Source organism: Priestia sp. 179-F W1.4 NHS (assembly GCF_045369295.1).
Lineage (GTDB): Bacteria > Bacillota > Bacilli > Bacillales > Bacillaceae_H > Priestia > Priestia zanthoxyli.
This window is the reverse complement of sequence record NZ_JBIQFF010000001.1, coordinates 705,976-730,252: the sequence shown is the minus strand read 5'-3', so window position 1 is coordinate 730,252 and position 24,277 is coordinate 705,976. Positions and strand designations below refer to the sequence as shown.

Genomic DNA, 24,277 nt, shown 5'->3' with positions numbered 1-24,277 from the left:
ATCCTTAGCATTTCCACAATTACTATATCATAACCGCTTATTTTATGCAAATGTTAGAAAAGAGAAAGCTGGTTCTGATCAGGTAATGATTCAAGGCATCCATGGTTGTCTAGATACTCTAAAATCGTCTTCGATACTTTGCCTCGCTGCTGCAAGTCTTCTTTCGATAAAAACTCTCCCGTTTCACGAGCTTTTACAATGTTCAGCGCTGCATTTGTGCCAAGACCAGGAATGGCATTAAACGGTGGAATTAAAGATGTGCCGTCAATTAAAAATTCGTCTGCGCTCGATTCATATAAATCTACTTTTTTAAATGAATAGCCTCGTTCGCACATTTCCAAAGAAAGCTCAAGCACCGTTAATAAGTTTTTCTCTTTAGGAGATGCATCTAAACCTTTGGCATTGATTTCTTCCATCTTCGCTCGAATGGCAGTTGATCCTTTAATCATCGTATCAATATCAAAGTCATCTGCACGAACCGTAAAGTATGCTGCGTAATAAAGAAGCGCGTGGTGCACTTTGAAATAAGCAATACGCACGGCCATCAATACATAAGCAGCCGCATGGGCTTTAGGGAACATGTACTTAATCTTTTTACAAGAATCAATATACCAGTCCGGAACACCATTTTTGATCATTTCTTCTTCAAATTCAGGTGTTAGCCCTTTCCCTTTACGCACAGACTCCATAATTTTAAAAGCAAGTGAAGGTTCAAGACCTTGATAAATTAGATAAACCATGATGTCATCACGACAGCCGATTACTTCACTTAAGTTGCAAATATCATTGCGAATTAGCTCCTGCGCATTACCAAGCCATACGTCCGTCCCATGCGACAGTCCCGAGATTTGAACAAGTTCTGAAAACGTCGTTGGCTTCGTATCTTCTAACATTTGACGCACAAAGCGCGTTCCAAATTCAGGTATGCCAAGCGTTCCTGTTTTACACATAATTTGTTCTTCTGTTACGCCAAGTGATTCCGTTCCACTAAAAATTTTCATCACTTCAGGATCATCCGTCGGAATTGTTTTTGGATCAATTCCACTTAAATCTTGAAGCATGCGAATCACGGTCGGATCATCGTGTCCGAGTATATCAAGTTTTAATAAATTATCATGAATCGAATGGAAGTCAAAATGAGTTGTTCTCCATTCGGAATTACGGTCGTCAGCTGGAAACTGGATGGGTGAAAAATCGAAAATATCCATATAGTCCGGTACAACAATAATTCCTCCTGGATGCTGACCAGTTGTACGTTTTACGCCCGTACATCCTGCTACTAAACGATCCACTTCTGCGTTTCGTAAATGTAAATCGCGGTCACCAGCATAGCCTTTTACATAGCCATAAGCTGTTTTTTCGGCAACTGTACCGATTGTTCCCGCACGGTATACATTATCTTCTCCAAACAGTACTTTTGTATAGTTATGAGCTCGCGGCTGATACTCTCCGGAGAAGTTCAAATCGATATCGGGAACCTTGTCTCCCTTGAATCCTAAGAACGTTTCAAACGGAATATCGTGTCCATCTTTAATAAACGGTACGCCACAATCGTCGCAGCTTTTGTCCGGCAGATCGAATCCAGAACCTACGGAACCGTCATTAAAAAACTCGGATTTCTTACATTTTGGACACACATAATGCGGCGGCAGTGGGTTTACTTCTGTAATTTCCGTCATCGTCGCAACAAATGAAGACCCTACGGAACCACGTGAACCAACTAAGTAACCATCATTTAATGATTTTTTAACGAGTTTATGCGAGATCAAGTAAATAACGGCAAACCCGTGGCCGATAATACTTTTCAACTCTTTCTCTAGACGAGCTTCTACTACTTCAGGCAGCTCTTCACCGTAGATGCTGCGTGCCATCGCATAGCTCATTTCACGCATTTCTTCGTCCGCACCTTCAATTTTCGGCGTATATAAATCATCTTTAATTGGTTTAATATCATCGATCATATCGGCTATTTTTTGCGTATTATGAACAACAATTTCTTTCGCTTTATCCCCATCTAAAAATGAAAAACAATTCAGCATCTCATCCGTTGATCTAAAGTGAACATCCGGCAGCTGATGACGGTTTAAAGGATTAGCCCCGCCTTGTGAACCAATTAAAATTTTTCGGTAAATTTTGTCTTCCGGATTTAGATAGTGAACATTCCCTGTTGCTACAACCGGCTTTCCAATCTTTTCACCAAGCTTCACAATATTGCTAATAATATCTTTTAAGGCTTTCTCATCTCGCACTAAATCTAGTTCAATTAAGTGCTTGTAGTTGTCAGGAGGCTGTACTTCGATGTAATCATAAAATTCAGCTACTCCTTCTACTTCATCAATTCCTTTTTGCATCATGCCTTCGAATACTTCGCCTCGGTCACATGCGGTTCCAATCAAGATGCCTTCTCGATATTTGTCAAGCTGAGATCTTGGAATTCGCGGAACTCGATAAAAGTAATTTAAATGAGAAATCGAAACAAGTTTAAATAGATTTTTTAATCCTACGTCGGTTTGTGCTAAAAGAGTCGCATGATAAGGACGGGCCCGCTGATAAGCATTCCCTTCTCCCATATAATCATTTAAGCGATCATGCATTGTAATTTCCCGTTCAAATGCATCTTTCAGCATTTTATTTAACAAATAGCCAGTTGTTTCCGCATCATAAATCGCGCGGTGATGCTGCACAAGTTCAATATCAAACTTTTTAGCTAAAGTATTCAAACGATGGTTTTTCATATGCGGATACAAAAATCTTCCGAGTTCAAGCGTATCAATAACGCCGTTAGCTGCTTTTTCTAAACCGATTTTTTGCAGTCCCATATTTAAAAATCCCATATCAAAGCTTGCATTATGAGCGACTAAAATACTGTCACCCATCCACTCGTGAAAATCACGAAGTACTTCTGAGATTTCAGGCGCATTTTGGACCATATCATCTGTAATACCCGTCAGCTCAATTGTTGTTGCAGACAGAGGATGATGAGGATTTGCAAACCGTTCAAATCGATCAATGATTTCTCCTTCTTTCATCTTCACGGCAGCAAGTTCAATAATGGTATCGTATACGGCTGACAAACCGGTTGTTTCGACGTCAAATACTACGTAAGTTGCTTCTGTCAAATCCACATGCTTCGGATTATAGGCAATCGGCACGCCGTCGTCTACTAAATTAACTTCCACTCCGTACAGTATTTTAATGCCGTTCTTTTTCCCGGCTCCATATGCTTCAGGAAACGACTGTGCAACCGCATGATCAGTTATCGCTACAGCCGGATGTCCCCATTTTTTAGCTTGTCCGACTAAAGCTCCAACAGATGAAACGGCATCCATTTGACTCATTGGCGTATGCAAGTGAAGCTCCACACGCTTTTCATCTTCAGGCGCTGTATCTTGTCTAGCAGGACCGGTAATCTCGTTGACATCATTTCCAATCATAACTAAATCACGGACAAATGTATCATTTTGTACACTTCCGCGAACCTTTACCCACATTCCTTTTTTAATCGCTTGAAGTAAAGGAATATCTTCTTTGTCACGTGAAAACATTTTAACCATAATAGAGTTTGTATAATCTGTCACTTTAAAAATAAGAAGCGTACGTCCGCTTCGTAATTCTCTAGTTTCTGCATCAAATACGTATCCTTCAACGGCAATTCGCTTTTCTTCATCCACAATGGAGTCTAGGCGAACCGTCTCGTCTTTAATCGTATATCCAATTGTAAGCGGACCTTTTGGTAGGTCTGGTCCATCACTTTTTTCATTTTCTCTATTTTGCATTTCTGTGATGGCTTGTAATACTTTTTCTGTATCTTCTTGTTTTCGTTGCTCTACAAACTGCTGAAATGCTTCTTCTGAATGTACAACTTCCGTCATTAGCTGAAGGTTCGGAAAGCCATAGGACGCATACTGATCAGCAATTAACTGACTGTACTTTTTACGTAAAGCCGTTCCTTCTGCATCATGTCGTGCGTTCACAATCAATTTGGCACCGTTCAATCTCGGCATTTGATCTTGTAAAAGCGACTGTAAAAGCGGGGATATTCCCTGCATTTCTCCAATACAATGCTTCCAATATGACTGTACATGCTCTTCCGTACATTCTTTATTAACGGTTTGAATAGAAAAAGAAACACTCGCAATATGAGAAAAAGCTGAAGACATGCGAGCATGGAATAACTCATAGATCTCAAAAGGTAATAACCCTTCTAAAGAAAAATGAAAATGCCATTTTTTTTGTTCTTTCTGAATGACGAGCTTTTCAATCGCTGCGTTTTCAAAATAAGGAACAATTTGATCACTCGTCAGCTCTAACTGCTGCAGCAGCAACTTAAAACGCTCTTTTTTTCCTAGCGTTTGTGCTTCCAAGTTTTCTGCCTCCTTTTATAAATGAGTGCAATCTATTTTAACATAAATGACTTCTATTCTGTCATATGTTCTGTTTATAAACATAAAAACAGCAGGGATACAAATCCCCGCTGCTTCACTACTTCGCTAGCAGTTCTTTCACTGTTGAAACAAGATTGTCAACTGACACTTCTAGTGACTCCCCAGTTTTCCGTACTTTTACTTCTACAATTCCTTCAGATGCACGTTTACCAACTGTTACTCGAACAGGAAGACCAATTAAATCTGAATCTGCAAATTTTACTCCTGCACGCTCTTGGCGGTCATCTAACAGCACTTCAAAGCGATTATCTAATAACTCATTATATAATTTCTCACCTAGTTCACGCTGTTCATCATTTTTCACGTTAACTGGAATAACGTGCACTTGATAAGGCGTAACAGCCTCTGGCCATAGAAGACCGTTTTCATCATTGAATTGTTCTGCAATCGCAGCTACTGTACGAGAAACACCGATACCATAGCAACCCATAATCATTGGCTGGCTGCGTCCGTTCTCATCTAGATACGTTGCTCCCATCGCTTCACTGTAGCGAGTTCCTAGCTTAAAGACATGTCCGACTTCAATACCTTTAGCGAACTTAATAACACCTTGTCCATCCGGTGACTGATCTCCTTCTTGGATGAAGCGGAAATCTTCGTAAGTTGCATTAAAGTTACGTTCATTCACATTTGTATAGTGATAACCTTCTTCATTTGCTCCGCATACACCGTTAACGATTGCTTTTACCGCATGATCAGCTACCACTTCTACTGAATCACTTACACCAATCGGTCCTACTGAACCAACTGCGCATTTTAATGCTTCTTTTGTTTCTTCTGGAGTTGCCAGTTCAACGACGGAAGCTTCAAAATAGTTTTTCACTTTAATATCGTTTACTTCGTGATCCCCGCGAACAAGTACAAGCACAAAACGATCATCTACTTTAAATAAAAGGGACTTGATACAAGAAGTCGCTTCAACATTTAAGAAAGCAGCTACGTCTTCAATGCTATGCTGATTTGGTGTTTCCACCTTTGTTAATTCTTTTTCAGCTTCATCTGATTTTTCATACGTATTTACAACCGGTGCCATTTCAACATTTGCTGCATAAGAAGATGTATCTGAATAAGCAATTGTATCTTCGCCGATTTCAGAAAGAACCATAAATTCATGCGTATCTTTTCCGCCCATTGCACCTGAATCAGCGATAACCGCACGGAAATTTAATCCGCAGCGCTCAAAGATGCGGCTGTAGGCAGCAAACATTTTATCATACACTTCATCTAAACTTTCTTGAGAAGCATGAAACGAATATGCATCTTTCATAATAAATTCACGACCGCGTAATAAGCCAAAGCGTGGACGTTTTTCATCACGGAACTTCGTTTGAATTTGATATAAATTTAGTGGTAAACGTTTGTATGACTTCACTTCGTCACGAAGCAAGCTTGTGATAACTTCTTCGTGTGTTGCTCCCAAAGCAAATTCACGGCCGTGACGATCTTTCATACGCATTAACTCAGGCCCATATGAATACCAGCGGCCAGACTCTTGCCACAATTCAGCTTGTTGTAAAGCAGGCATCAATAATTCGACAGAACCTGCACGGTCCATCTCTTCACGAACAATTTGTTCAACTTTTTGCAATACACGCTTACCAAGCGGTAAAAAGCTGTACACGCCGCTTGCATTTTGACGCATATAACCTGCGCGCAATAGAAGCTGATGGCTTTTTATATCCGCATCAGCTGGCACTTCTCTTAATGTAGGAATCAATGTAGAACTTTGTCTCATAACCTCGCACCTCTTTGCTTACTTCTCTATCTTATTTTTTAAGGCGGACCATGCCGCAATTTTCATATAATCAGCGAGGGAATATCCCTCGCTGAGCGTATGTCCTATAAAAAGAACTTTTGAATATCGTTCCACGTTACAACGAGCATCAGCAGCATTAATAAAGCAAAACCGATAAAATGAACAATCCCTTCTTTTTGACGATCAATTGGCTTACCGCGAATTCCTTCTACAGCGAAGAATAACAGTCGTCCTCCATCTAAAGCAGGAAGTGGAAGCAAATTAACAATTCCTAAGTTAATACTTAAAACGGCTGCCCATTTCATTAGGTAATAAATGCCTGACTGTGCTACTTGATCGGTTGCTGCGTAAATACCTACAGGACCAGAAAGCATATCCAGTTTGAACTGTCCTGTCACAAGCTTCCCAAGGCCCGTTAAAATTTCTTTCATCCACGTATATGTTTCAGTAGCTCCGTGCGTGATCGAACCAATGAATGACTTTTCAACCGGTGCATATACGCCAATTAATCCAATTGTCTGTTCCCCAACCTTGCGGCTTTCAGGTGTAATTGGAATATCTAGGGTTTTGCCGCCGCGCTGAACCGTGAATGTAATTTGCTGTTCAGGATGTTTTTGAATTACTTTTACGACATCATCCCACGTTGAAACACTTTGTCCATCAATTGCTTGAACTTTATCTCCTTGTTTAAGTCCCGCATCAACGGCTACTCCATCTGATGTTAATTTGCCCATCACAGGTTTGTCAACAACATATCCTTGAGAAATCCCAAGAACGATAAAAATAACAAAGGCTAATATAAAGTTCATTAGCGGACCAGCGAAAATGGCTAGCGCACGCTGACCAAGAGTTTTGGAAGCAAACTGACGGCTGTAAGGTGCAATTTGAATGTCTTCTCCGTCCATAACAAAGTAAGATTCTTCTGCTACCTCGAATTTTTGCAGATGTTCATCTTCACCTTCTTCATAACCTGAAATAAATAGATTATGCTCTAAGTCTGCTTGCTCTACCTCAATAACTTTTGCATTTGGATGCTGTTCCTTGTTATTAATAATGACTTTATTTACTTTGCCTTCCTTATCAAATATGAGGCCCACCATTTGACCAGGCTTAACTTCAATCATTTCCGGGTCTTCTCCAGCCATTCGAACAAATCCACCTAGAGGCAGTAAGCGAATGGTATAAACTGTTTCATCTCGTTTAAATGAAAAGATTTTGGGACCAAACCCAATGGCAAACTCACGGCATAAGATGCCTGCACGCTTTGCAAAAACTAAATGACCAAGCTCATGAAAGAATACAAGAGCTCCAAAAATGACGACAAACGCAATGACTGTGTTCAATGGGTATTACCCCCTTCATGTAATAGAGTCAAACCTCCACCCACCAAAAATAAGGGAGTGGCTTCTCTCGCACGCACATTATCGAGAGATGGCGGATCTAACAAACTCTCTTGCTTCTAAATCTACTTCTTTAATAGTAGATAAACAAGGTTTCTGTATTACAGTATGTTCATTCATTGCTTTTTCAATCACATCTTCAATTTGTAAAAATGTAATGTGACCATCTAGAAAGGCTTGAACAGCTTCTTCATTAGCTGCATTTAAAACAGTCGGAAGTGTTCCACCCGCTTTGCCAGCCTCAAATGCAAAAGCTAAACAGCGAAAACGCTCTTCATCCATTTTAGCGAAGTGAAGCTGACCAATATCCGCCAAACTTAAACGCTTGGTGTCAGGCAAAGACATGCGTCTTGGATACGTTAACGCGTATTGAATTGGCACGCGCATATCGGGCGTTCCAAGCTGAGCAATAACGCTTGTATCAGAATACTCTACCATAGAATGAATGATGCTTTCCTTATGTAACAATACATCAATTTTCTCATAGGGAAGATCAAAAAGCCAATGTGCTTCAATCACTTCTAGTCCCTTATTCATCATCGTTGCCGAATCAATTGTAATTTTAGCTCCCATTGACCAGTTTGGATGATTTAACGCATCTTCAACCGTTACTCCCTGTAGTGCTGCTCTCGTCTTATCTCGAAAGCTCCCTCCAGAAGCCGTTAAAATTAAACGGTCTATTGCTTTTTGATCTTGCCCTTGCAAACTTTGAAAAATAGCTGAATGCTCACTGTCTACCGGTAAAATATCAGCGCCATATTCCTTGGCTGCTTCCATGACAAGGTGACCAGCGGTAACAAGTGTCTCCTTATTTGCAATAGCAATTGTTTTTCTCATTTTGATTGCTTCTAGCGTAGGAGTCAACCCTACACTTCCAAGAACAGCGTTTACCAACACTTCTGTAGAAGGATGAGTTGCTACTTCCACAAGTCCTTCTTCTCCATAAACAAATCGAATAGAAGGGAATTCTGCTTGCAGTGACAGACAATCTTCTTTCTTCATTACAGAAACAAGGGCTGGCTTACACTGCTGAATAATCTTTCTTGCTTCGTTAATATTTCGACCTACAGAGATTGCTGAGAGCTCAAAATGCTCAGGATGCGCTCGAACAATATCAACGGTTTGAGTACCGATTGAACCTGTAGCTCCTAACAAGGAAATTTTCTTCAAGTATATTCACTCCTATTAAAACAAAGACATCTTTTTTATAGAGATAATAAAAAAGCTAAAATTGGCATGATGAACATTAAACTGTCAAAACGGTCTAAAATCCCACCATGACCCGGTAAAATTTTCCCTGAATCTTTTACGCCATAGTGACGTTTGAACGCTGATTGTACAAGATCACCCATCTGTCCAAATAACGATACGATAATACCAATTACAAGTAGCTCGATCATAGTTTGATCAATATTTGCTAACAGCTTAAATACAATGGCTACTATAATAGCGCATACGACGCCACCAACAAAACCTTCAATTGTTTTATTGGGACTGATTTCCGGCCATAGCTTTCGTTTCCCCATTGCTCGTCCAATAAAATAAGCTCCGGAATCCGTCGCCCAAATAATAAGGAAAGCAAAGAACAAATAAGCTAACCCGAACTCTTGACGAACCTCGATAAAATAATGAAAGCCAAAGCCAACATATACTGTTGTTAATAAAATAAACCCAACGTCATCGAAGGTAAATTTATTTTTAACTACAACCGTGTACATTAATAAAAGAAGGACAGCAGCAAGCGCTACTTCTATCTTATGTTCACTTACGAATTGAAATGCAACATCTCTTCCGTTTGGTAGTAAAAACACCCAAGTTAGCAATAAACTAATGATACTTGGAAAAGACATTGCTTTCAAATGTTTCATTTTTAAAAGCTCAATTACACCAACTGTTCCGATCACATACATGATAAGGGTAAAAGGTAACCCTCCAATTAAAACAATCGGCACAAATACCGCAAGTGCTACAATCGCGGTGATAATGCGCTGTTTCATTTTGTTTTCCACACCTTCTTATACACCACCAAAGCGGCGACCGCGCTTTTGAAACGCCTCGACTGCTTCGATTAAATGATTTTCTTTAAAATCTGGCCATAATACTTTTGTAAACCAAAACTCTGTGTACGCTAGCTGCCAAAGCATAAAGTTACTTAAGCGAAGCTCACCACTTGTGCGAATAAGCAAATCCGGATCTGGAAGGCTTTTGCTCATTAAATAGGAAGAAAATAAATTTTCTGAAATAGAAGAGGAAGCCACTTTTCCCTGTTCTACATCTTCTGCCAATGACCGAATAGCGCCCACAATTTCGTGACGGCTACCGTAATTAAGCGCGAAGTTTAAAATCATCCCCGTGTTATGCTTTGTTTTTTCAATTGCCTTATCCACGGCTCGAATCGTATGGGCAGGGAGCTCACTTTTATCTCCCATAATACGAACTTGCACATTTTTTTCAATTAGCTCAGGCAAAAAGGTTGTTAAAAATTCCTCTGGCAGTTTCATTAAAAACTCAACTTCAGTTTTGGGGCGCTTCCAATTTTCAGTGGAAAATGCATATAAAGTTAATACTTTAACACCTAATTCATTGGCCAGTCTGGTCACATGACGTACTACTTTCATTCCTTCATGATGGCCCATCATGCGAGGAAGAGCTCGTTTTTGCGCCCAACGACCGTTCCCATCCATAATAATTGCAATATGTTCAGGAACAGGGTGCTGTTTCACTTGATCTTTTCGTTCTGACAAAGACAGTGTATTTAAATCTTGACTTTTCTTCCATGCTTGAAATTTTCTTAACATGCAAAGGTCCCCCGTTGTACGCTCTCACATAAACGTGTAGCTTATGTGAGTTTTTTCTTACTACACATTATTAACAAAAAAACCCCCTGTAAACAATAGAGGGTCTTTTACAATATATTTTACCTTGAAATGACTTAAACTGCCATAATTTCTTCTTCTTTATCTTTTGCCACTTTATCCACTTTTACGATATGGTCATCTGTTAGTTTTTGAATGTCATCACTGTAGCCGCGTAGATCGTCTTCAGTAATTTCACCTTTTTTCTCTAACTTTTTGAAATCATCGTTTGCATCACGGCGTACGTTACGAACCGCAACTTTTGCTTCTTCAGCATATTTTTTAACCATTTTCACTAACTCACGACGACGCTCTTCCGTTAAAGCAGGAATCGATAAACGGATAATAGTTCCATCGCTTGTAGGTGTTAATCCTAAATCAGATTTTAAAATAGCTTTTTCGACTTCACCAATTTGTGATTTGTCATAAGGCTGAATAACAAGCATACGAGCTTCCGGTACGCTTACTTGCGCCAATTGGTTAATCGGTGTTGGTGCACCGTAGTATTCTACCGTTACGCGGTCAAGAAGTGACGCGCTTGCACGTCCAGCGCGAATTGATGCTAGTTCGCGGCTAAATGATTGAATTGCTTTTTCCATTCTTTCTTTTGCGTTTTGCAACACTTGTTTTGGCATGTTTATTTCCCCTTTACAATTGTTCCAATGTTTTCGCCTGTAACGGCACGTTTAATATTGCCTTCTTCCGTAATTGAGAAAACAATTAGCGGAATATCGTTGTCCATACATAATGAAGAAGCTGTAGAATCCATAACAGCTAGTCCATCTTTTAAAACATCAATATATGTTAATGTTTCATATTTTACAGCATCAGGTACAAGCTTAGGATCTGCATTATAAACGCCATCTACGTTGTTTTTAGCCATTAAGATAACGTCAGCTTCGATTTCAGCTGCACGCAAAGCTGCTGTTGTATCTGTAGAGAAATAAGGGTTTCCTGTACCCGCAGCGAAAATAACAACGCGTTTTTTCTCAAGATGTCGAACAGCTTTTCTTCTAATATAAGGCTCTGCTACTTGTCTCATCTCGATAGAAGTCTGAACTCGTGTTTGCACACCAATGTTCTCTAAGCTATCTTGAAGAGCCAGCGAGTTCATTACTGTTGCTAGCATTCCCATATAATCAGCAGCTGCACGATCCATACCCATTTCACTACCAATTTTACCACGCCAAATGTTTCCACCACCAACGACTACAGCAATTTCCACACCTAATTCATAAACGGCTTTTACTTGTTCAGCAACAGATTTGATGATGGATGGGTTAATACCAAAACCATCTTCACCAGCTAATGCTTCTCCACTTAACTTTAATACGATACGATTATATTTTGCTTGACTCATGCTTACCTCCATCGTTAACGGTGAGATCTCTTTTGTAAAAAAGGGAACACACAGTGTTCCCTATACGGTCAAACCCTTACTTTTTAACTTGGTTCATTACTTCTTCAGCGAAGTTGTCTTGACGTTTCTCAATACCTTCTCCTACTTCAAAACGAACGAAGCTTTCAACAGTAGCGCCTTTGCTCTCAACGAACTGACGTACTTTTTGATCAGGATTTTTAACAAATGTTTGATCAAGTAAGCAAATATCTTCAAAGAATTTGCCAAGGCGACCTTCAACCATTTTTGCAACGATTTTTTCTGGTTTGCCTTCGTTTAATGCTTGTTGAGTCAATACTTCGCGCTCACGCTCAGTTTCTTCAGCAGAAACCTGGTCACGAGAGATGTATTTAGGGTTGATTGCAGCGATGTGCATAGCAACGTCTTTTGCAACAGCTTCTTCAGTTGTACCAGATAATACTGTTAACACACCGATACGTCCGCCAGCATGTAGGTAAGCACCGAATGCATCAGCATCAGTTTTTGTTGCTACAGCGAAACGACGTAGAGATAATTTTTCTCCGATTGTAGCGATTGCAGAGTTGATGTGTTCTTCAACAGTTGCACCGTTTTCCATTTTTTGAGTAGCAGCTTCAGCAGCGTCAGCTGGTTTGTTAGCTAAGATGTGAGCAGCTAATTCTTTTGTTAATTTTTGGAAACCTTCGTTTTTCGCAACGAAATCAGTTTCAGAGTTAACTTCTAAGATAACAGCTTCGTTACCTTGAGTTTCGATGTAAGTTAGACCTTCAGCAGCAATACGGTCTGATTTTTTAGCAGCTTTTGCAATACCTTTTTCACGTAAGAAATCGATTGCTTGCTCCATATCACCGTTAGTTTCAGTTAACGCTTTTTTACAATCCATCATACCAGCGCCTGTTTTTTCACGTAGTTCTTTTACCATTTGAGCAGTAATTGCCATAATGTGTAGCCTCCTTGTTTGGGTATGTAATTAATGTATATAAATGGGTTAAATCTTTTCAAAAAAAGGTGATAAAAGGCTATTCCCTCTTATCACCTTTCACGGAATTAAGCAGTAGTTGTTTCAGTTTCAACTGCTGTTTCTTCACCTTGTTTAGCTTCTAGAATAGCATCAGCAACTTTAGAAGTTAAAAGTTTAACAGCACGAATTGCATCATCGTTTGCAGGGATTACATAATCAATTTCGTCTGGATCACAGTTAGTGTCTACGATACCAACGATTGGAATGTGTAATTTTTTAGCTTCCGCTACTGCAATACGCTCTTTACGAGGGTCAATGATGAATAATGCATCTGGAAGTTGTTTCATATCTTTAATGCCGCCTAAGAATTTTTCAAGACGCTCTAACTCTTTTTTAAGTTGAACTACTTCTTTCTTAGGTAGTACTTCGAAAGTACCGTCTTCTTGCATTTTTTCGATATCTTTTAAACGTTTGATACGTTTTTGGATAGTTGAGAAGTTAGTTAATGTACCACCTAACCAACGTTGGTTAACAAAGTACATACCAGCGCGAGCTGCTTCTTCTTTAACAGAATCTTGAGCTTGTTTTTTCGTACCTACGAATAAAACAGTACCGCCGTCTGCAGCTAATTCTTTAACGAATTTGTACGCTTCTTCTACTTTCTTAACTGTTTTTTGAAGATCGATAATGTAGATGCCGTTACGCTCAGTGAAGATATATTTCTTCATTTTTGGGTTCCAACGGCGAGTTTGGTGACCGAAATGTACACCAGCTTCTAGTAATTGTTTCATTGAAATTACTGACATGTGTTTTTCCTCCTAATGGTTTTAAGTCTCCTCCGCTTATATCATCTTCAGCCGAAACTACAAAAAGTAGCACCATCAACCGAATCAACAAGCGTGTGTAATAACACCAAAAACTAATATAGCATACTCCTTTTTCACAAGCAAGCGTTTCATTAAGTTTATTGATGAAATTTCAATAATAATTCAATTTCAGTTTTCCCTCTGTGTAAATGTTTTGCAATTTCTTCAATTGTTAAACCTTTTCCCTTTAAATAAACGGAAAATTCTTTTATCTCTTCACCTGACAAATCTTGAATTTGGTCTGTAGTTAATTCATCAAAAGATGTGCTTATATGTTTCTGATTTTCTTCTATAGAGAGAAGTTCATGCAGCGACTGGGAAGGCTCACTTTTTAGATCCACCCTTTGAACAGGCACGTCTTCTTCATCTACCAAAGGTGATTTGGCGCTGCTTTCTTCCATTTCGGAAGAAAGCGAAGTTGAACGCTCACGAAGCTGCCGTAAAAACTGCTCGTTTTGTTCCTGAAATTCAGCGAGATATGAACTCATTGCAGCTTCCATTTTATTTATATTTTGCTGGTGCAAGCGTTCAATCCTTTTCACTTTGGTCACTTGCATATATAAAAGAATAATGCAAAACAGTGATAGACCATGAATTAAAAAACTAACTGTGAGTAAAAACCCCATCACTTTACCTCTTTGTTAAATTATTTTGCTTAAACTCGTACGCATTTTAAACAGCGCTTTCGAATGAATTTGAGAAATGCGTGAAGTGGATAGCCCTAACAGCTGCGCGATCTCTGTGAAAGTCAACTCCTCTTTATAAAATAATGAAACAACAAGCTGCTCTTTTTCATTTAGCTGCTCGATAACTTCAGCGAGCTCTTGATATCGTTCGTCGTTAATTAGCTCCTCTTCAGGAGAGAGCGTTTTTTCATCTTTAATCGTGTATTTTTGCTCTCCATCTTCATACTCTTTTGGCTGTTCTTCCATTGACAAAACGTTAGCTAAGAAGCCTTCATTCATTGTATGAACAACATCTGCTTCTGTCATGCCTACTTCTTTTGCAACCTCACTTGGTGCAACTCTGCGCAAGTATCTTTGTTCAAGTGCTTCTGTTGCTTGCTCAATTCTTTTCGTCTTTTCCCTTGCGCTTCTTGATAACCAATCTTCTTTACGAAGCCCGTCTATTATCGCCCCTCGAATTCGAAAAGACGCATATGTATCAAACTTTAAGTCTCTACCGTAATCAAACTTTTCCAAAGCATCGTAAAGGCCGATTAATCCTAAACTACGAAGCTCTTCTTTATGAATATTCTTCGGCAGCCCTACACTAATCCGCTGAACGTGATAGTTAACAAGCGGCATATACTTTTTAACAAGCATGTTTCCCGCATGGGAGTCTCTCGTCTCTATCCATTCCTGCCAAATTTTATGTTCTTCAACTTCTTGTATACTTTTCAAGGGTCTTTCAACTCCTTTTTATAGCGCTATTAAACGGTCAACGGTCAGAGCGCGCTTTATATCGTTTTTATCCCTTCATTAATCGTACGAACCTTTAAAATAGCCGTTTGAGGATCAAATTCAATTGTGCGTCCGTTGTGTCCTCCTGTAGCTTTTGCTGCAATTTCTACACTGTTTCTATGCAGTTCTCTCTCCACTGCTTGAACATTTCGAAGGCCAATTCGCATCACATCATTTCTTGGTTCAAATTGAAACATCTGTGCGCCCCCTGCTATTTTTGCTTTTAATAATCTTCTATGTGCACCTTGTTTAATCAACATATTTATCAAATCAAAAATGGCTGTATCTGCATATTTAGCTCTATTAAAAGGACATTTAGCCCCGCTTGAATCGGGAAGCATTACATGAGCGAGCCCAGCTACTGAGTGAACAGAGTCGTAAACGACAACTCCTACACATGACCCTAATCCCGCTGTTCGAAGCACTGCGGGTGCATGTGTAACATTCATCTCGGCAATTCCTACCTTAATCACTTGTTTATCATCTCTCACGATTCTTCAACTCCTACAAACTTCAGCGTGATATCCATTATTCGCTTGGCTCACTGGAGGTGGTCTTCTAAAGAGAGCACTTTAGGTAAATTTAGAAGAACAATTAAACGGCTATCTACTTTAACAACTCCGTTCAAGTATTCTACAGCTGTTCCTTCAACTGTTTCAGGCACTGAAGCAATCGTTTTTTCATCAATGTCTACTACATCATTTGCCGCATCCACAATCAAACCTGCTTCTACATCATTAAGACGAACCATAATAATACGTGTCAGCTCATGGTTAAGCTGTTCTTGTAAGTTAAAACGAGTGCGCAAATCAATAATCGGTGTAATAACACCGCGAAGATTAATAACACCTTTTACATATTCTTTTACTCCAGGAACGCGTGTTATGTGCTGAATCTTTTCAATCGATTGCACTTCTTCTACTGAAATTCCGTACTCCTCGTCCCCCAATTGAAACACAATAATTTTCATGCCTTTCTCCCTTTCTTTTTACAGCATTTGTTATTTGATCAAAGCGTTGCAATCAATGATAAGTGCTACTTGTCCATCGCCTAAAATCGTGGCTCCTGAAATAGCAAATACACCCGGCAGATAATGACCTAAAGATTTTAAAACAATTTCCTGCTGACCGATAAAAGAATCAACAATTAGCCCGGCGGTCTTTTCTCCTTTTTTCACAATAACGACGGAATAATGATCTCTTTGTACCGAGTTAGGCACAGTAAATAGTTCTTTTAAATCAATAAGAGGAATAATGGCTCCTCGAAAGTCAATAACCTTTTGACCATGTACATGCATGACCTCTTTCGGCTGAACAATAGCTGTTTCAATAATCGAAGAAAGCGGCAAGGCATAGCGCTCTTCACTCATTTGCACGAGTAAAGCAGAAATGATAGACAGAGTGAGCGGCAGTTGAATAGCAAAACGCGAACCGTATCCTTCGTTAGAATCGATCGTTACAGAACCCCCTAGCGATTCAATCGTGTTTTTCACGACATCTAGACCTACTCCTCGTCCGGAAACATCTGAAATTTGTTCAGCCGTCGAAAAGCCCGAAGCGAAAATGAGCTCGTACACTTGTTTATCCGTCAGCGTTTCAGCAGTTTCCCCATCGATAATTCCTCGATCTAACGCTTTTTGCAATACCTTTTCACGATTGATGCCCGCCCCGTCATCTTCTAAATCAATAAAGACATGATTTCCGCTATGATAAGCTTTAAGGCGAATCGTTCCCTTTTCATTCTTTCCGTTCTTTAAGCGTGCTTGAGGCATTTCAATTCCGTGGTCAACGGCATTTCTTAATAAGTGAACAAGCGGATCTCCAATTTCATCAATGACGGTCCGGTCCAACTCTGTATCAGCTCCGACAATTTGAAGTTCAATTTGTTTCCCTAAATCTTTTGAAAGCTGTCTCATCATACGGGGAAACCGATTAAAAACGGTTTCTACAGGCACCATACGCATATTTAAAATAATCGTTTGCAAATTTCCAGAAATACGGGACATCCGCTCTACCGTTTCGTCTAATTCGCTATTATTCAATTCTTTTGATATTTGTTCTAACCTGCCTCTATCAATAACTAGTTCTTCAAACAAGTTCATGAGACTGTCCAAACGGTCAATATTGACTCGAATCGTCTTGTTATTTGAGAGCTGTCTTTTCTCTTCAACAGGCGATTTAGAAGGTGCTGACACAGTAACTTCCTGTATAGCTGCTGCTTCTTGTGAAACAAGCTCCTGCATTTCTGTCTCCTTTTTTATGGGGAGCGCAGAAATTTTCACGCTTTCTACTTCAGAGACCTCCATAATGCTCGCCTTCAGCTTTTCTTGCGATTCGCTTGTTACTAATATAACGATAAAAGATGATTCAAATTTTTCTTGTTCGATATCTTGAACAGTTGGCGCTGACTTAATGACGTCTCCCGCTTGCTCTAACACATCAAATACCATATATGCACGCGCAGCTTTTAACAGACAGGTGCGTTCGAGCTGTACGGTTATTTCAAACGTATTAAATCCTTGCCCTGCTGTTTGACTGAGCAGCGTTTGTACGAACTCATCATACTCAATAGAACAAGCCGCATGCTCTGCTGCGGGTTCCTCTGCTACAATACGCTGCAGCTTTTGAACAAGCAATTTGACATCAAGCTGACCATCGCCGCCTTCAGAAATAGATTGAACCATTATTTCTAGCGCATCGACTGATTCAAACAAAGCATCAAGAACTTCCGTGTGAGCGTCGGTTTGATGATTTCGAACGGCATCTAGCACGTTTTCCATTTTGTGGGTTAATTGTGCTAAATCATCAAATCCCATTGTTGCAGACATACCTTTTAACGTATGAGCAGACCGAAAAATTTCATTTACATAACCAAGATCATCGGTATTTTTTTCAAAACGCATTAGCTGGTCGTTAACGTTTTGAAGATGTTCCTTGCTTTCTTCAATAAACACTTCTAGATATTGATTCATATCCATCGTAACTTTCCCTCCTATTTCTGTGCGTAGCGAGAAATAAAGCTTCCAACGTTTCGCAGCGGTTCAATATAATCAACAAGCTTTGTAGAAACAGCTGATTTGGGCATCCCATAAATGACAGCTGTTTCTTTAGATTCAGCCAATATAAGCGCGTCTTTATTTTTCTTTAAATCAATAATGCCTTCCGTTCCATCCGCCCCCATTCCCGTCAACACAATAGCAAGTTTTTGATAACCTGAAATTTTACTAATCGACTGAAACAAACGATCCACTGAGGGGCGATGTCCCTTTACAGGTGAAGAAGTGTCTAAACAAATGCTGAGCTGTCCTTCTTTCTCTACAACCGTCATATGAAAACCTCCAGGCGCAATGTACGCACATCCTGAGCGCGCGATTTCATTGTCTTGTGCTTCTTTCACTTCAATATCAGCTAGCTGATCTAGTCTAACCGCTAATGATTTTGTGAAGTTTGGAGGCATATGTTGCACAATAAAAATAGGTGCGTGTATGTCTTTTGAAACAGTTGATAATACTTCTTGCAGCGCACGCGGTCCTCCAGTAGAAGTGCCAATACAAATCATTTTGTTCACTTTCGTCCCCATCGGGAGGTTATATACACTTCTGTTTTGCACGTGCTGATGACTGCTTGAAGATATGTTGGCTTTACTAGCAAGCAATAGTTTAGAGATAAGCTCATCTTTCACTTTATGTAAGTCCAGCGAAATAGCTCCCGAAGGTTTAGCAACAAAATCAACTGCGCCGTACTGCATAGCGGTCAGCGTATTTTCAGCACCTTCTATTGTTGTACTCGATAACATGACAACAGGAAGGGGCTTCACACGCATAAGCTGCTTTAACATATCTAAGCCATTCATTTTAGGCATTTCGATATCAAGTGTCACAATGTCTGGCGACAGCTCGAGCGCTTTTTTCAACCCTTCTTCACCGTTACGTGCGGTACCCACAACGTGAAAACGACTGTCACATGCTAAAAAATCGCCGATTAGCTTTCGCATAAATGCAGAATCATCTACAATAAGCACCTTTATTTCATTCACTCTCATTTCCTACCTTTCAAGAAAAAATCGTTTGAGGCGCCGAATAAACATTCCCTCGTTTTTAGCCGTTATCCTATTGTCTTGAGGAATAAGAATATTCACCATTTCTATTAGTGATACACTTGCTTTAGATGTTGGGTTTTGAAGCAAAAAAGGCATTTGGCGATTGACCGCTTTCTGGACAGCTTGATCGTTTGGCACAATACCTAATAGAGAAATAGATATGTTCAAAAACTGCTGAACAGCTCGGTTAAATCGTTCATACGTCTCATTTCCTTCTTTGTCAGAAAGCGTTTTGTTAATAATAAGACGAACCGGTGCTGATACAGAATAGGAAGCTGCTAGCTTAATAGCAGCGTAAGCATCTGTGATAGATGTAGGTTCGGGTGTTGTGACCACGATCATTTCATCTACAGCTTTTAAAAACTTAAGCACACTCTCTGACATGCCCGCTCCCATATCAAAAATCATGTAATCGTATTGATTTGTCAAAGAACTCAATTCTTGTATTAAATGAGCAAGGTCCGATGGAGACCATTCAAATACAGAGGAAATTCCCGTTCCACCAGCCACATAAGCTAAATCTTCAGGACCTTTTTTAATAATTTGCTGGATGGAAAGCTTTTTTTCTAGCAAATCAACCATCGTATAGGAAGCAGTTTGTCCAATCAAAATATCAATATTTCCCATCCCTATATCCATGTCAAAAAGAAGAACTCTTTGCTTTTGCTTCGTTAGCGCAAGAGATAAGTTTAATGATAGATTCGACTTTCCAACTCCTCCTTTTCCGCTTAACACGGCTATCGTTTTACAATTCCTTAAAGAGTTTTGATGTTTCTTTAACACTTTTTCTCTTAAAACTGCTGCTTGATCATTCATCTTTCCAATCTCCAAACACATCGTCGATAAACTCTTCTATTTTAAATGACGAAACATCTTCTGGTACATCCTGCCCGTTTGTTGTAAAAGCAGCTCGTTGGTCGTAACGATACAACATATTTAAAAGCGAGCCTTTGTGAGTTGTTTCATCTCGCTTCGTAAAAATCAGTTGATTAACAGGGAGACTAGAAAAACGTTCATATATAGCTTTCATATCTGATGCTTTTGACGTTAGTGCTAGAACAAGAAACGTTTGCAAATCTTCTTGAAACGTAATAATTTTCTTTAAATCATTTACATATTGCGGTTCTAAAAAGTTACGGCCTGCTGTGTCAATAAAAATCACATCGTATGCTTTTGTTTCCAGCAAAGCTTTTTTAAAATCTTCTCCGTTATAGCAAATCGTTAAAGGCGCATTTAAGATCGAAGCGTACGTCTTGAGCTGCTCAATCGCTGAAATTCTATAGGTGTCCGTTGTGATAAATGCTATTTTTTGATTTTGTTCTAGGACACACTTTGCAGCCAATTTAGCAAGAGTGGTTGTTTTACCGACACCTGTTGGCCCTACTACATTTACATATTTTTTGAAAGGACCGCTCCATTCACTTGCTTTAAACTGATTGGTAAACCAGTTTTTCGTCCACTTCATGAGTTGGTTTGAGTTAGGGCGATGTAAGTAGTAGTACTCTAGCATAGGAGCCTCCAAGTTTTCTAAAATAGCTTCGTCTATTTCTTGCAAACGCAAATAAGCAAGCACATCTTCCACTACTTTTGGATATGAACCTGAAGAAACCTTTGGCATTTGACTCATTTGTGAGACAAGAGTATTTAACTCACTAAGCTGCTGCTTCATAAAAGATTGATTATCTTCCATACTGGGTTCTGGCGGCGCTGAGTTCTTCTTTACGCTCAGCTTTTCTACGGGATCGACAGCTGCCAATACTTCTATTTTCGCCTTAGTAAATAAGCCAAGAAAACCTCCTGTTCGAATTTGTTTCGAATGTAAAATAACCGCTTCCTCACCTAAATCTGAACGAATGGCTTTCATAGCTTGCGGCATAGATTCTACTAAATATTTTTTTACTTTCATCAGATATCCACCACTCCAACACTTTGAACTTCAACATTTGCTTCTAACTCGTTATATGATAAAACCGCCATATGAGGAAAATACCGCTCAGTGATTTGACGCACGTACATCCTCACTGCAGGAGAACATAACACAATTGGAGACTGTTCTTGAAAAGAAAGTGTTTCTATTTGCTTAGCTATACTTTCCACAATAGCTTGTGAAACGTTAGGGTCTAGTGATAAATAGTTCCCATGCTCCGTTTGTTGAACAGCTTCCGCCATCGTTTTTTCAACTTTTCCTGAAAGGGTAAGAACTCGAAGCAGACCTTCTTGGACCGTATATTGACTGGTAATTTGCCTTGCAAGTCCTTGCCTGACATATTCAGTTAACAAATCGGTGTCTGACGTCATTTTTCCGTAGTCGGCCAGCACCTCAAAAATAATGGGTAAATTTCGAATTGAGACGCTCTCTTTTAAAAGTTTTGCCAGTACCCTTTGAATGTCTCCAACGGAAAGCGGATTAGGCGTTACTTCCTCAATTAAAATAGGATACGTTTCTTTTGTGTGATCAATTAGTTGCTTTGTCTCCTGCCTTCCAATCAGCTCATGCGCATACGATTTTATAACTTCTGTTATGTGCGTAGACACAACCGACGGTGGGTCCACAACGGTATACCCAAACATCTCAGCCTGCTCCTTCACCGACTCGCTAATCCATTTCGCAGGCATTTTAAAAGCTGGTTCTAACGTATCAATTCCTTCAATCAACTCATCATCCATTCCGGGACTGATTGCTAAGTAGTGATCGAGCAGCAGCTCCCCTTTCGCCACTTCATTGCCCTTTATTTTAAGACAGTATTCGTTGGGCTGAAGCTGAATGTTATCTCTGATACGAACAACTGGAATGACTAATCCTAGCTCAAGTGCCAGCTGGCGCCTAATCATAACAATTCGATCGAGTAAATCGCCTCCTTGATTCGTATCAGCAAGCGGAATTAATGCATATCCAAATTCAAATTCAATCGGATCAACGCTTAATAGATTGACAACACTCTCTGGACTTTTCATTTCATTGTCTTCTAGCTCTTCTTCAGTAGGGGCCATTTCTTCACGAACCGCCTGATTTTTAGCCTGAGACAAATAATAGCCTCCCACCCCTAATAAAATAGCAATAGGCATTGTAATGACATCATTAATTGGCGTGATTAAACCAAGAGCGGCAATTGTTCCTCCAGTTACATAAAGCATAACGGGAAAAGCAAACAGCTGCCGTGTAATATCTTCGCTCAAATTGCCTGTTGAAGCAGCTCTCGTGACGATAATTCCTGTCGCTGTTGAAATCATGAGGGCTGGAATTTGACTCACTAATCCATCGCCTACTGTTAACAAAGTAAACGTTTGGGATGCTTCAGTGATGGACATTCCCATTTGCAGCATGCCGATAATAATTCCAAACAAGATGTTAATAAGGGTAATGACAATCCCTGCAATGGCATCACCTTTGACGAATTTACTAGCTCCATCCATTGCTCCGTAAAAATCTGCTTCGCGCTGAATTTTTTCACGGCGGTCAATTGCTTGTTTTTCTGAAATCATACCTGCATTTAAATCTGCATCAATGCTCATTTGTTTCCCTGGCATCGCATCCAAGGTAAAACGTGCGGCTACTTCAGAAACACGCTCCGCTCCTTTTGTAATAACGAGAAACTGAATGATAATTAAAATAATAAAGACAACAAACCCCACTAACGGATTTCCACCAATCACGAAGTGGCCAAATGTTTCCACTACTCCGCCTGCTTCTCCTGTTCCTAAAATTGAACGGGTTGTCGATACGTTCAAACCTAATCGAAACAGCGTAAGAACCAGCAGCAAAGACGGAAACACCGATAGCTCTAAAGGTTCTTTCATGTTCATGGAAACGAGCAGTACAAGCAGCGCAAGAGAAATGTTAATCATGATTAAAATACTTAATAACCATGAAGGCAACGGAATAACAAGCATAACGATAATGAGTACAACACCTATAACAACTGGCAGTTCTCTTGCAGACATTAATTTTTCTCTCCTTACAATAGCGTAACGTTACATTTTATTTTGAATGCGGTATACGTAAGCTAATATTTCAGCCACCGCTTTAAAAAACTCTTCTGGAACCGCATCCCCTACTTTGGTTTGATCAAAAAGCGCTCTTGCCAGCGGGCGGTTCTCTACCATGATAATTTCATGACTTTTGGCAATTCCTTTGATCTTTTGAGCAATAAAATCTACGCCGCTGGCTACAACATAGGGAGCATCCATTTTTTCTTCATCATATTTTAAAGCAATGGCATAATGAGTAGGGTTTGTAATGACGACATCTGCTTTTGGAACTTCTTGCATCATGCGAGACATTGCCATTTCACGCTGCTTTTGCTTTATTTTTGATTTGATTAGAGGATCTCCTTCAATGTTTTTATGCTCATCTTTGATATCTTGCTTTGACATTCGAATATTTTTCTCGAAATCAAACTTTTGGTACAAATAATCAAGCAGCGATAAAAATAAAAGCATAAGCGAAGCTGCAAGTCCCATTTGAAAAACAAGCTTAGACAGAACAACCAGCGAGTCCCCTATACTTTTTTGAGATAAATTTAATACATCTTCTATGTGAATCCATAAGATAAAAAACGTGACGGCTCCGATACACATAATTTTCAGCGTTGACTTGATTAGTTCTACCAGCGCTCTCATGGCAAAAATTCGTTTGGCTCCGCTAATAGGGTTAATCTTTTCTAACTTAGGCTGAAGGGACTCCGTGGAAAAAAGAATGCCAACCTGCATATAATTCGCTCCGAGCGCAGCAACAAAAGCTGCGAGCATGACAGGACCCGCTGCAAGAGCAATTGAAGGAAGAAGATGCTTAAACATCGCAAATACGCGCTCTGCCGTCACTTCCTCAAGCATATACGTTTGAAAAGCTTCTCTTAACAGCTTCATCATTTGCTGTAAAAATTGTTTGGCTCCAAACAAAAAATAAAGAAAAACCATTAAAAGAATGAGCGCAGTGGTAACGTCTTGACTTTTAGCTACCTGTCCTTTTTTTCGAGAGTCCTGCTTTTTTTTAGGTGTAGCTTTTTCCGTTTTTTCTCCTGCAAAAAATTGCAAATCAACTTTTACTAAAAACAA

20 protein-coding genes are annotated in these 24,277 nt (G+C 39.6%); all 20 read right to left on the bottom strand.

Annotation, left to right across the window (positions count from 1 at the left end):
- Positions 1 to 53: 53 nt before the first annotated feature.
- On the bottom strand, positions 54 to 4,364 hold the full coding sequence (locus ACH0CI_RS03730; protein ID WP_406900886.1) for a PolC-type DNA polymerase III: 4,311 nt from the start codon (positions 4,362 to 4,364) through the stop codon (positions 54 to 56).
- Between the two features lie 118 nt (positions 4,365 to 4,482).
- Entirely contained in the window at positions 4,483 to 6,180 is a 1,698-nt protein-coding gene (locus ACH0CI_RS03725) for a proline--tRNA ligase (protein ID WP_028411404.1), read from the bottom strand.
- A gap of 104 nt (positions 6,181 to 6,284) precedes the next feature.
- Positions 6,285 to 7,544 (bottom strand): RIP metalloprotease RseP, encoded by a 1,260-nt coding sequence (rseP, locus tag ACH0CI_RS03720; RefSeq protein ID WP_406900884.1) that lies wholly within the window; start codon positions 7,542 to 7,544, stop codon positions 6,285 to 6,287.
- A gap of 78 nt (positions 7,545 to 7,622) precedes the next feature.
- Positions 7,623 to 8,771, bottom strand: coding sequence for a 1-deoxy-D-xylulose-5-phosphate reductoisomerase (gene dxr, locus ACH0CI_RS03715; RefSeq protein WP_406900883.1), 1,149 nt, complete (start codon positions 8,769 to 8,771; stop codon positions 7,623 to 7,625).
- A 35-nt stretch (positions 8,772 to 8,806) separates the two neighbouring features.
- Positions 8,807 to 9,598: a phosphatidate cytidylyltransferase gene (locus ACH0CI_RS03710; RefSeq protein WP_406900881.1), complete on the bottom strand. Its 792-nt coding sequence runs from the start codon at positions 9,596 to 9,598 to the stop codon at positions 8,807 to 8,809.
- Positions 9,599 to 9,616: 18 nt separating this feature from the next.
- Entirely contained in the window at positions 9,617 to 10,399 is a 783-nt protein-coding gene (locus ACH0CI_RS03705) for an undecaprenyl pyrophosphate synthase (protein WP_028411408.1), read from the bottom strand.
- Positions 10,400 to 10,533: 134 nt separating this feature from the next.
- Positions 10,534 to 11,091 (bottom strand): ribosome recycling factor, encoded by a 558-nt coding sequence (gene frr / locus ACH0CI_RS03700; protein ID WP_013058847.1) that lies wholly within the window; start codon positions 11,089 to 11,091, stop codon positions 10,534 to 10,536.
- 2 nt (positions 11,092 to 11,093) lie between these two features.
- Positions 11,094 to 11,816 carry a UMP kinase gene (gene pyrH / locus ACH0CI_RS03695; protein WP_028411409.1) on the bottom strand — a complete coding sequence of 241 codons (723 nt, stop codon included), beginning with the start codon at positions 11,814 to 11,816 and terminating at the stop codon, positions 11,094 to 11,096.
- Between the two features lie 76 nt (positions 11,817 to 11,892).
- Positions 11,893 to 12,774, bottom strand: a complete 882-nt coding sequence (gene tsf, locus ACH0CI_RS03690; protein ID WP_013058849.1) for a translation elongation factor Ts — start codon at positions 12,772 to 12,774, stop codon at positions 11,893 to 11,895.
- A 107-nt stretch (positions 12,775 to 12,881) separates the two neighbouring features.
- On the bottom strand, positions 12,882 to 13,601 hold the full coding sequence (rpsB, locus tag ACH0CI_RS03685; RefSeq protein ID WP_013058850.1) for a 30S ribosomal protein S2: 720 nt from the start codon (positions 13,599 to 13,601) through the stop codon (positions 12,882 to 12,884).
- A gap of 158 nt (positions 13,602 to 13,759) precedes the next feature.
- On the bottom strand, positions 13,760 to 14,287 hold the full coding sequence (locus tag ACH0CI_RS03680) for a hypothetical protein (protein WP_033579793.1): 528 nt from the start codon (positions 14,285 to 14,287) through the stop codon (positions 13,760 to 13,762).
- A gap of 15 nt (positions 14,288 to 14,302) precedes the next feature.
- Entirely contained in the window at positions 14,303 to 15,064 is a 762-nt protein-coding gene (locus ACH0CI_RS03675) for a FliA/WhiG family RNA polymerase sigma factor (RefSeq protein ID WP_025750299.1), read from the bottom strand.
- A 56-nt stretch (positions 15,065 to 15,120) separates the two neighbouring features.
- Positions 15,121 to 15,615, bottom strand: a complete 495-nt coding sequence (locus tag ACH0CI_RS03670; RefSeq protein WP_028411411.1) for a chemotaxis protein CheD — start codon at positions 15,613 to 15,615, stop codon at positions 15,121 to 15,123.
- A 50-nt stretch (positions 15,616 to 15,665) separates the two neighbouring features.
- The gene (locus ACH0CI_RS03665; protein WP_014458457.1) at positions 15,666 to 16,094 is read right to left on the bottom strand and encodes a chemotaxis protein CheW; all 429 of its coding nucleotides are present in this window, start codon (positions 16,092 to 16,094) and stop codon (positions 15,666 to 15,668) included.
- A 30-nt stretch (positions 16,095 to 16,124) separates the two neighbouring features.
- Positions 16,125 to 18,101, bottom strand: a complete 1,977-nt coding sequence (locus ACH0CI_RS03660) for a chemotaxis protein CheW (protein ID WP_406900879.1) — start codon at positions 18,099 to 18,101, stop codon at positions 16,125 to 16,127.
- Between the two features lie 14 nt (positions 18,102 to 18,115).
- Positions 18,116 to 19,159: a protein-glutamate methylesterase/protein-glutamine glutaminase gene (locus ACH0CI_RS03655; protein WP_033579791.1), complete on the bottom strand. Its 1,044-nt coding sequence runs from the start codon at positions 19,157 to 19,159 to the stop codon at positions 18,116 to 18,118.
- 9 nt (positions 19,160 to 19,168) lie between these two features.
- Positions 19,169 to 20,038, bottom strand: coding sequence for a MinD/ParA family protein (locus ACH0CI_RS03650; RefSeq protein ID WP_028411415.1), 870 nt, complete (start codon positions 20,036 to 20,038; stop codon positions 19,169 to 19,171).
- The gene (gene flhF, locus ACH0CI_RS03645) at positions 20,031 to 21,128 is read right to left on the bottom strand and encodes a flagellar biosynthesis GTPase FlhF (protein WP_406900878.1); all 1,098 of its coding nucleotides are present in this window, start codon (positions 21,126 to 21,128) and stop codon (positions 20,031 to 20,033) included. The genes ACH0CI_RS03650 and flhF overlap by 8 nt, the downstream gene beginning before the upstream one ends.
- Entirely contained in the window at positions 21,128 to 23,164 is a 2,037-nt protein-coding gene (gene flhA / locus ACH0CI_RS03640) for a flagellar biosynthesis protein FlhA (RefSeq protein ID WP_033579790.1), read from the bottom strand. The genes flhF and flhA overlap by 1 nt, the downstream gene beginning before the upstream one ends.
- A gap of 30 nt (positions 23,165 to 23,194) precedes the next feature.
- Positions 23,195 to 24,277, bottom strand: a complete 1,083-nt coding sequence (flhB, locus tag ACH0CI_RS03635; protein ID WP_033579789.1) for a flagellar biosynthesis protein FlhB — start codon at positions 24,275 to 24,277, stop codon at positions 23,195 to 23,197.

What these genes read in the sequence shown, in the direction of transcription:
- ACH0CI_RS03725 (WP_028411404.1), bottom strand. Translation starts at nt 6,180, where the DNA reads ATGAGACAAAGTTCTACATTGATTCCTACATTAAGAGAAGTGCCAGCT.
- ACH0CI_RS03710 (WP_406900881.1), bottom strand. Translation starts at nt 9,598, where the DNA reads ATGAAACAGCGCATTATCACCGCGATTGTAGCACTTGCGGTATTTGTG.
- ACH0CI_RS03705 (WP_028411408.1), bottom strand. Translation starts at nt 10,399, where the DNA reads ATGTTAAGAAAATTTCAAGCATGGAAGAAAAGTCAAGATTTAAATACA.
- frr (WP_013058847.1), bottom strand. Translation starts at nt 11,091, where the DNA reads ATGCCAAAACAAGTGTTGCAAAACGCAAAAGAAAGAATGGAAAAAGCA.
- pyrH (WP_028411409.1), bottom strand. Translation starts at nt 11,816, where the DNA reads ATGAGTCAAGCAAAATATAATCGTATCGTATTAAAGTTAAGTGGAGAA.
- tsf (WP_013058849.1), bottom strand. Translation starts at nt 12,774, where the DNA reads ATGGCAATTACTGCTCAAATGGTAAAAGAACTACGTGAAAAAACAGGC.
- rpsB (WP_013058850.1), bottom strand. Translation starts at nt 13,601, where the DNA reads ATGTCAGTAATTTCAATGAAACAATTACTAGAAGCTGGTGTACATTTC.
- ACH0CI_RS03680 (WP_033579793.1), bottom strand. Translation starts at nt 14,287, where the DNA reads ATGGGGTTTTTACTCACAGTTAGTTTTTTAATTCATGGTCTATCACTG.
- ACH0CI_RS03665 (WP_014458457.1), bottom strand. Translation starts at nt 16,094, where the DNA reads ATGAAAATTATTGTGTTTCAATTGGGGGACGAGGAGTACGGAATTTCA.
- ACH0CI_RS03660 (WP_406900879.1), bottom strand. Translation starts at nt 18,101, where the DNA reads ATGGATATGAATCAATATCTAGAAGTGTTTATTGAAGAAAGCAAGGAA.
- ACH0CI_RS03650 (WP_028411415.1), bottom strand. Translation starts at nt 20,038, where the DNA reads ATGAATGATCAAGCAGCAGTTTTAAGAGAAAAAGTGTTAAAGAAACAT.
- flhF (WP_406900878.1), bottom strand. Translation starts at nt 21,128, where the DNA reads ATGAAAGTAAAAAAATATTTAGTAGAATCTATGCCGCAAGCTATGAAA.
- flhA (WP_033579790.1), bottom strand. Translation starts at nt 23,164, where the DNA reads ATGTCTGCAAGAGAACTGCCAGTTGTTATAGGTGTTGTACTCATTATC.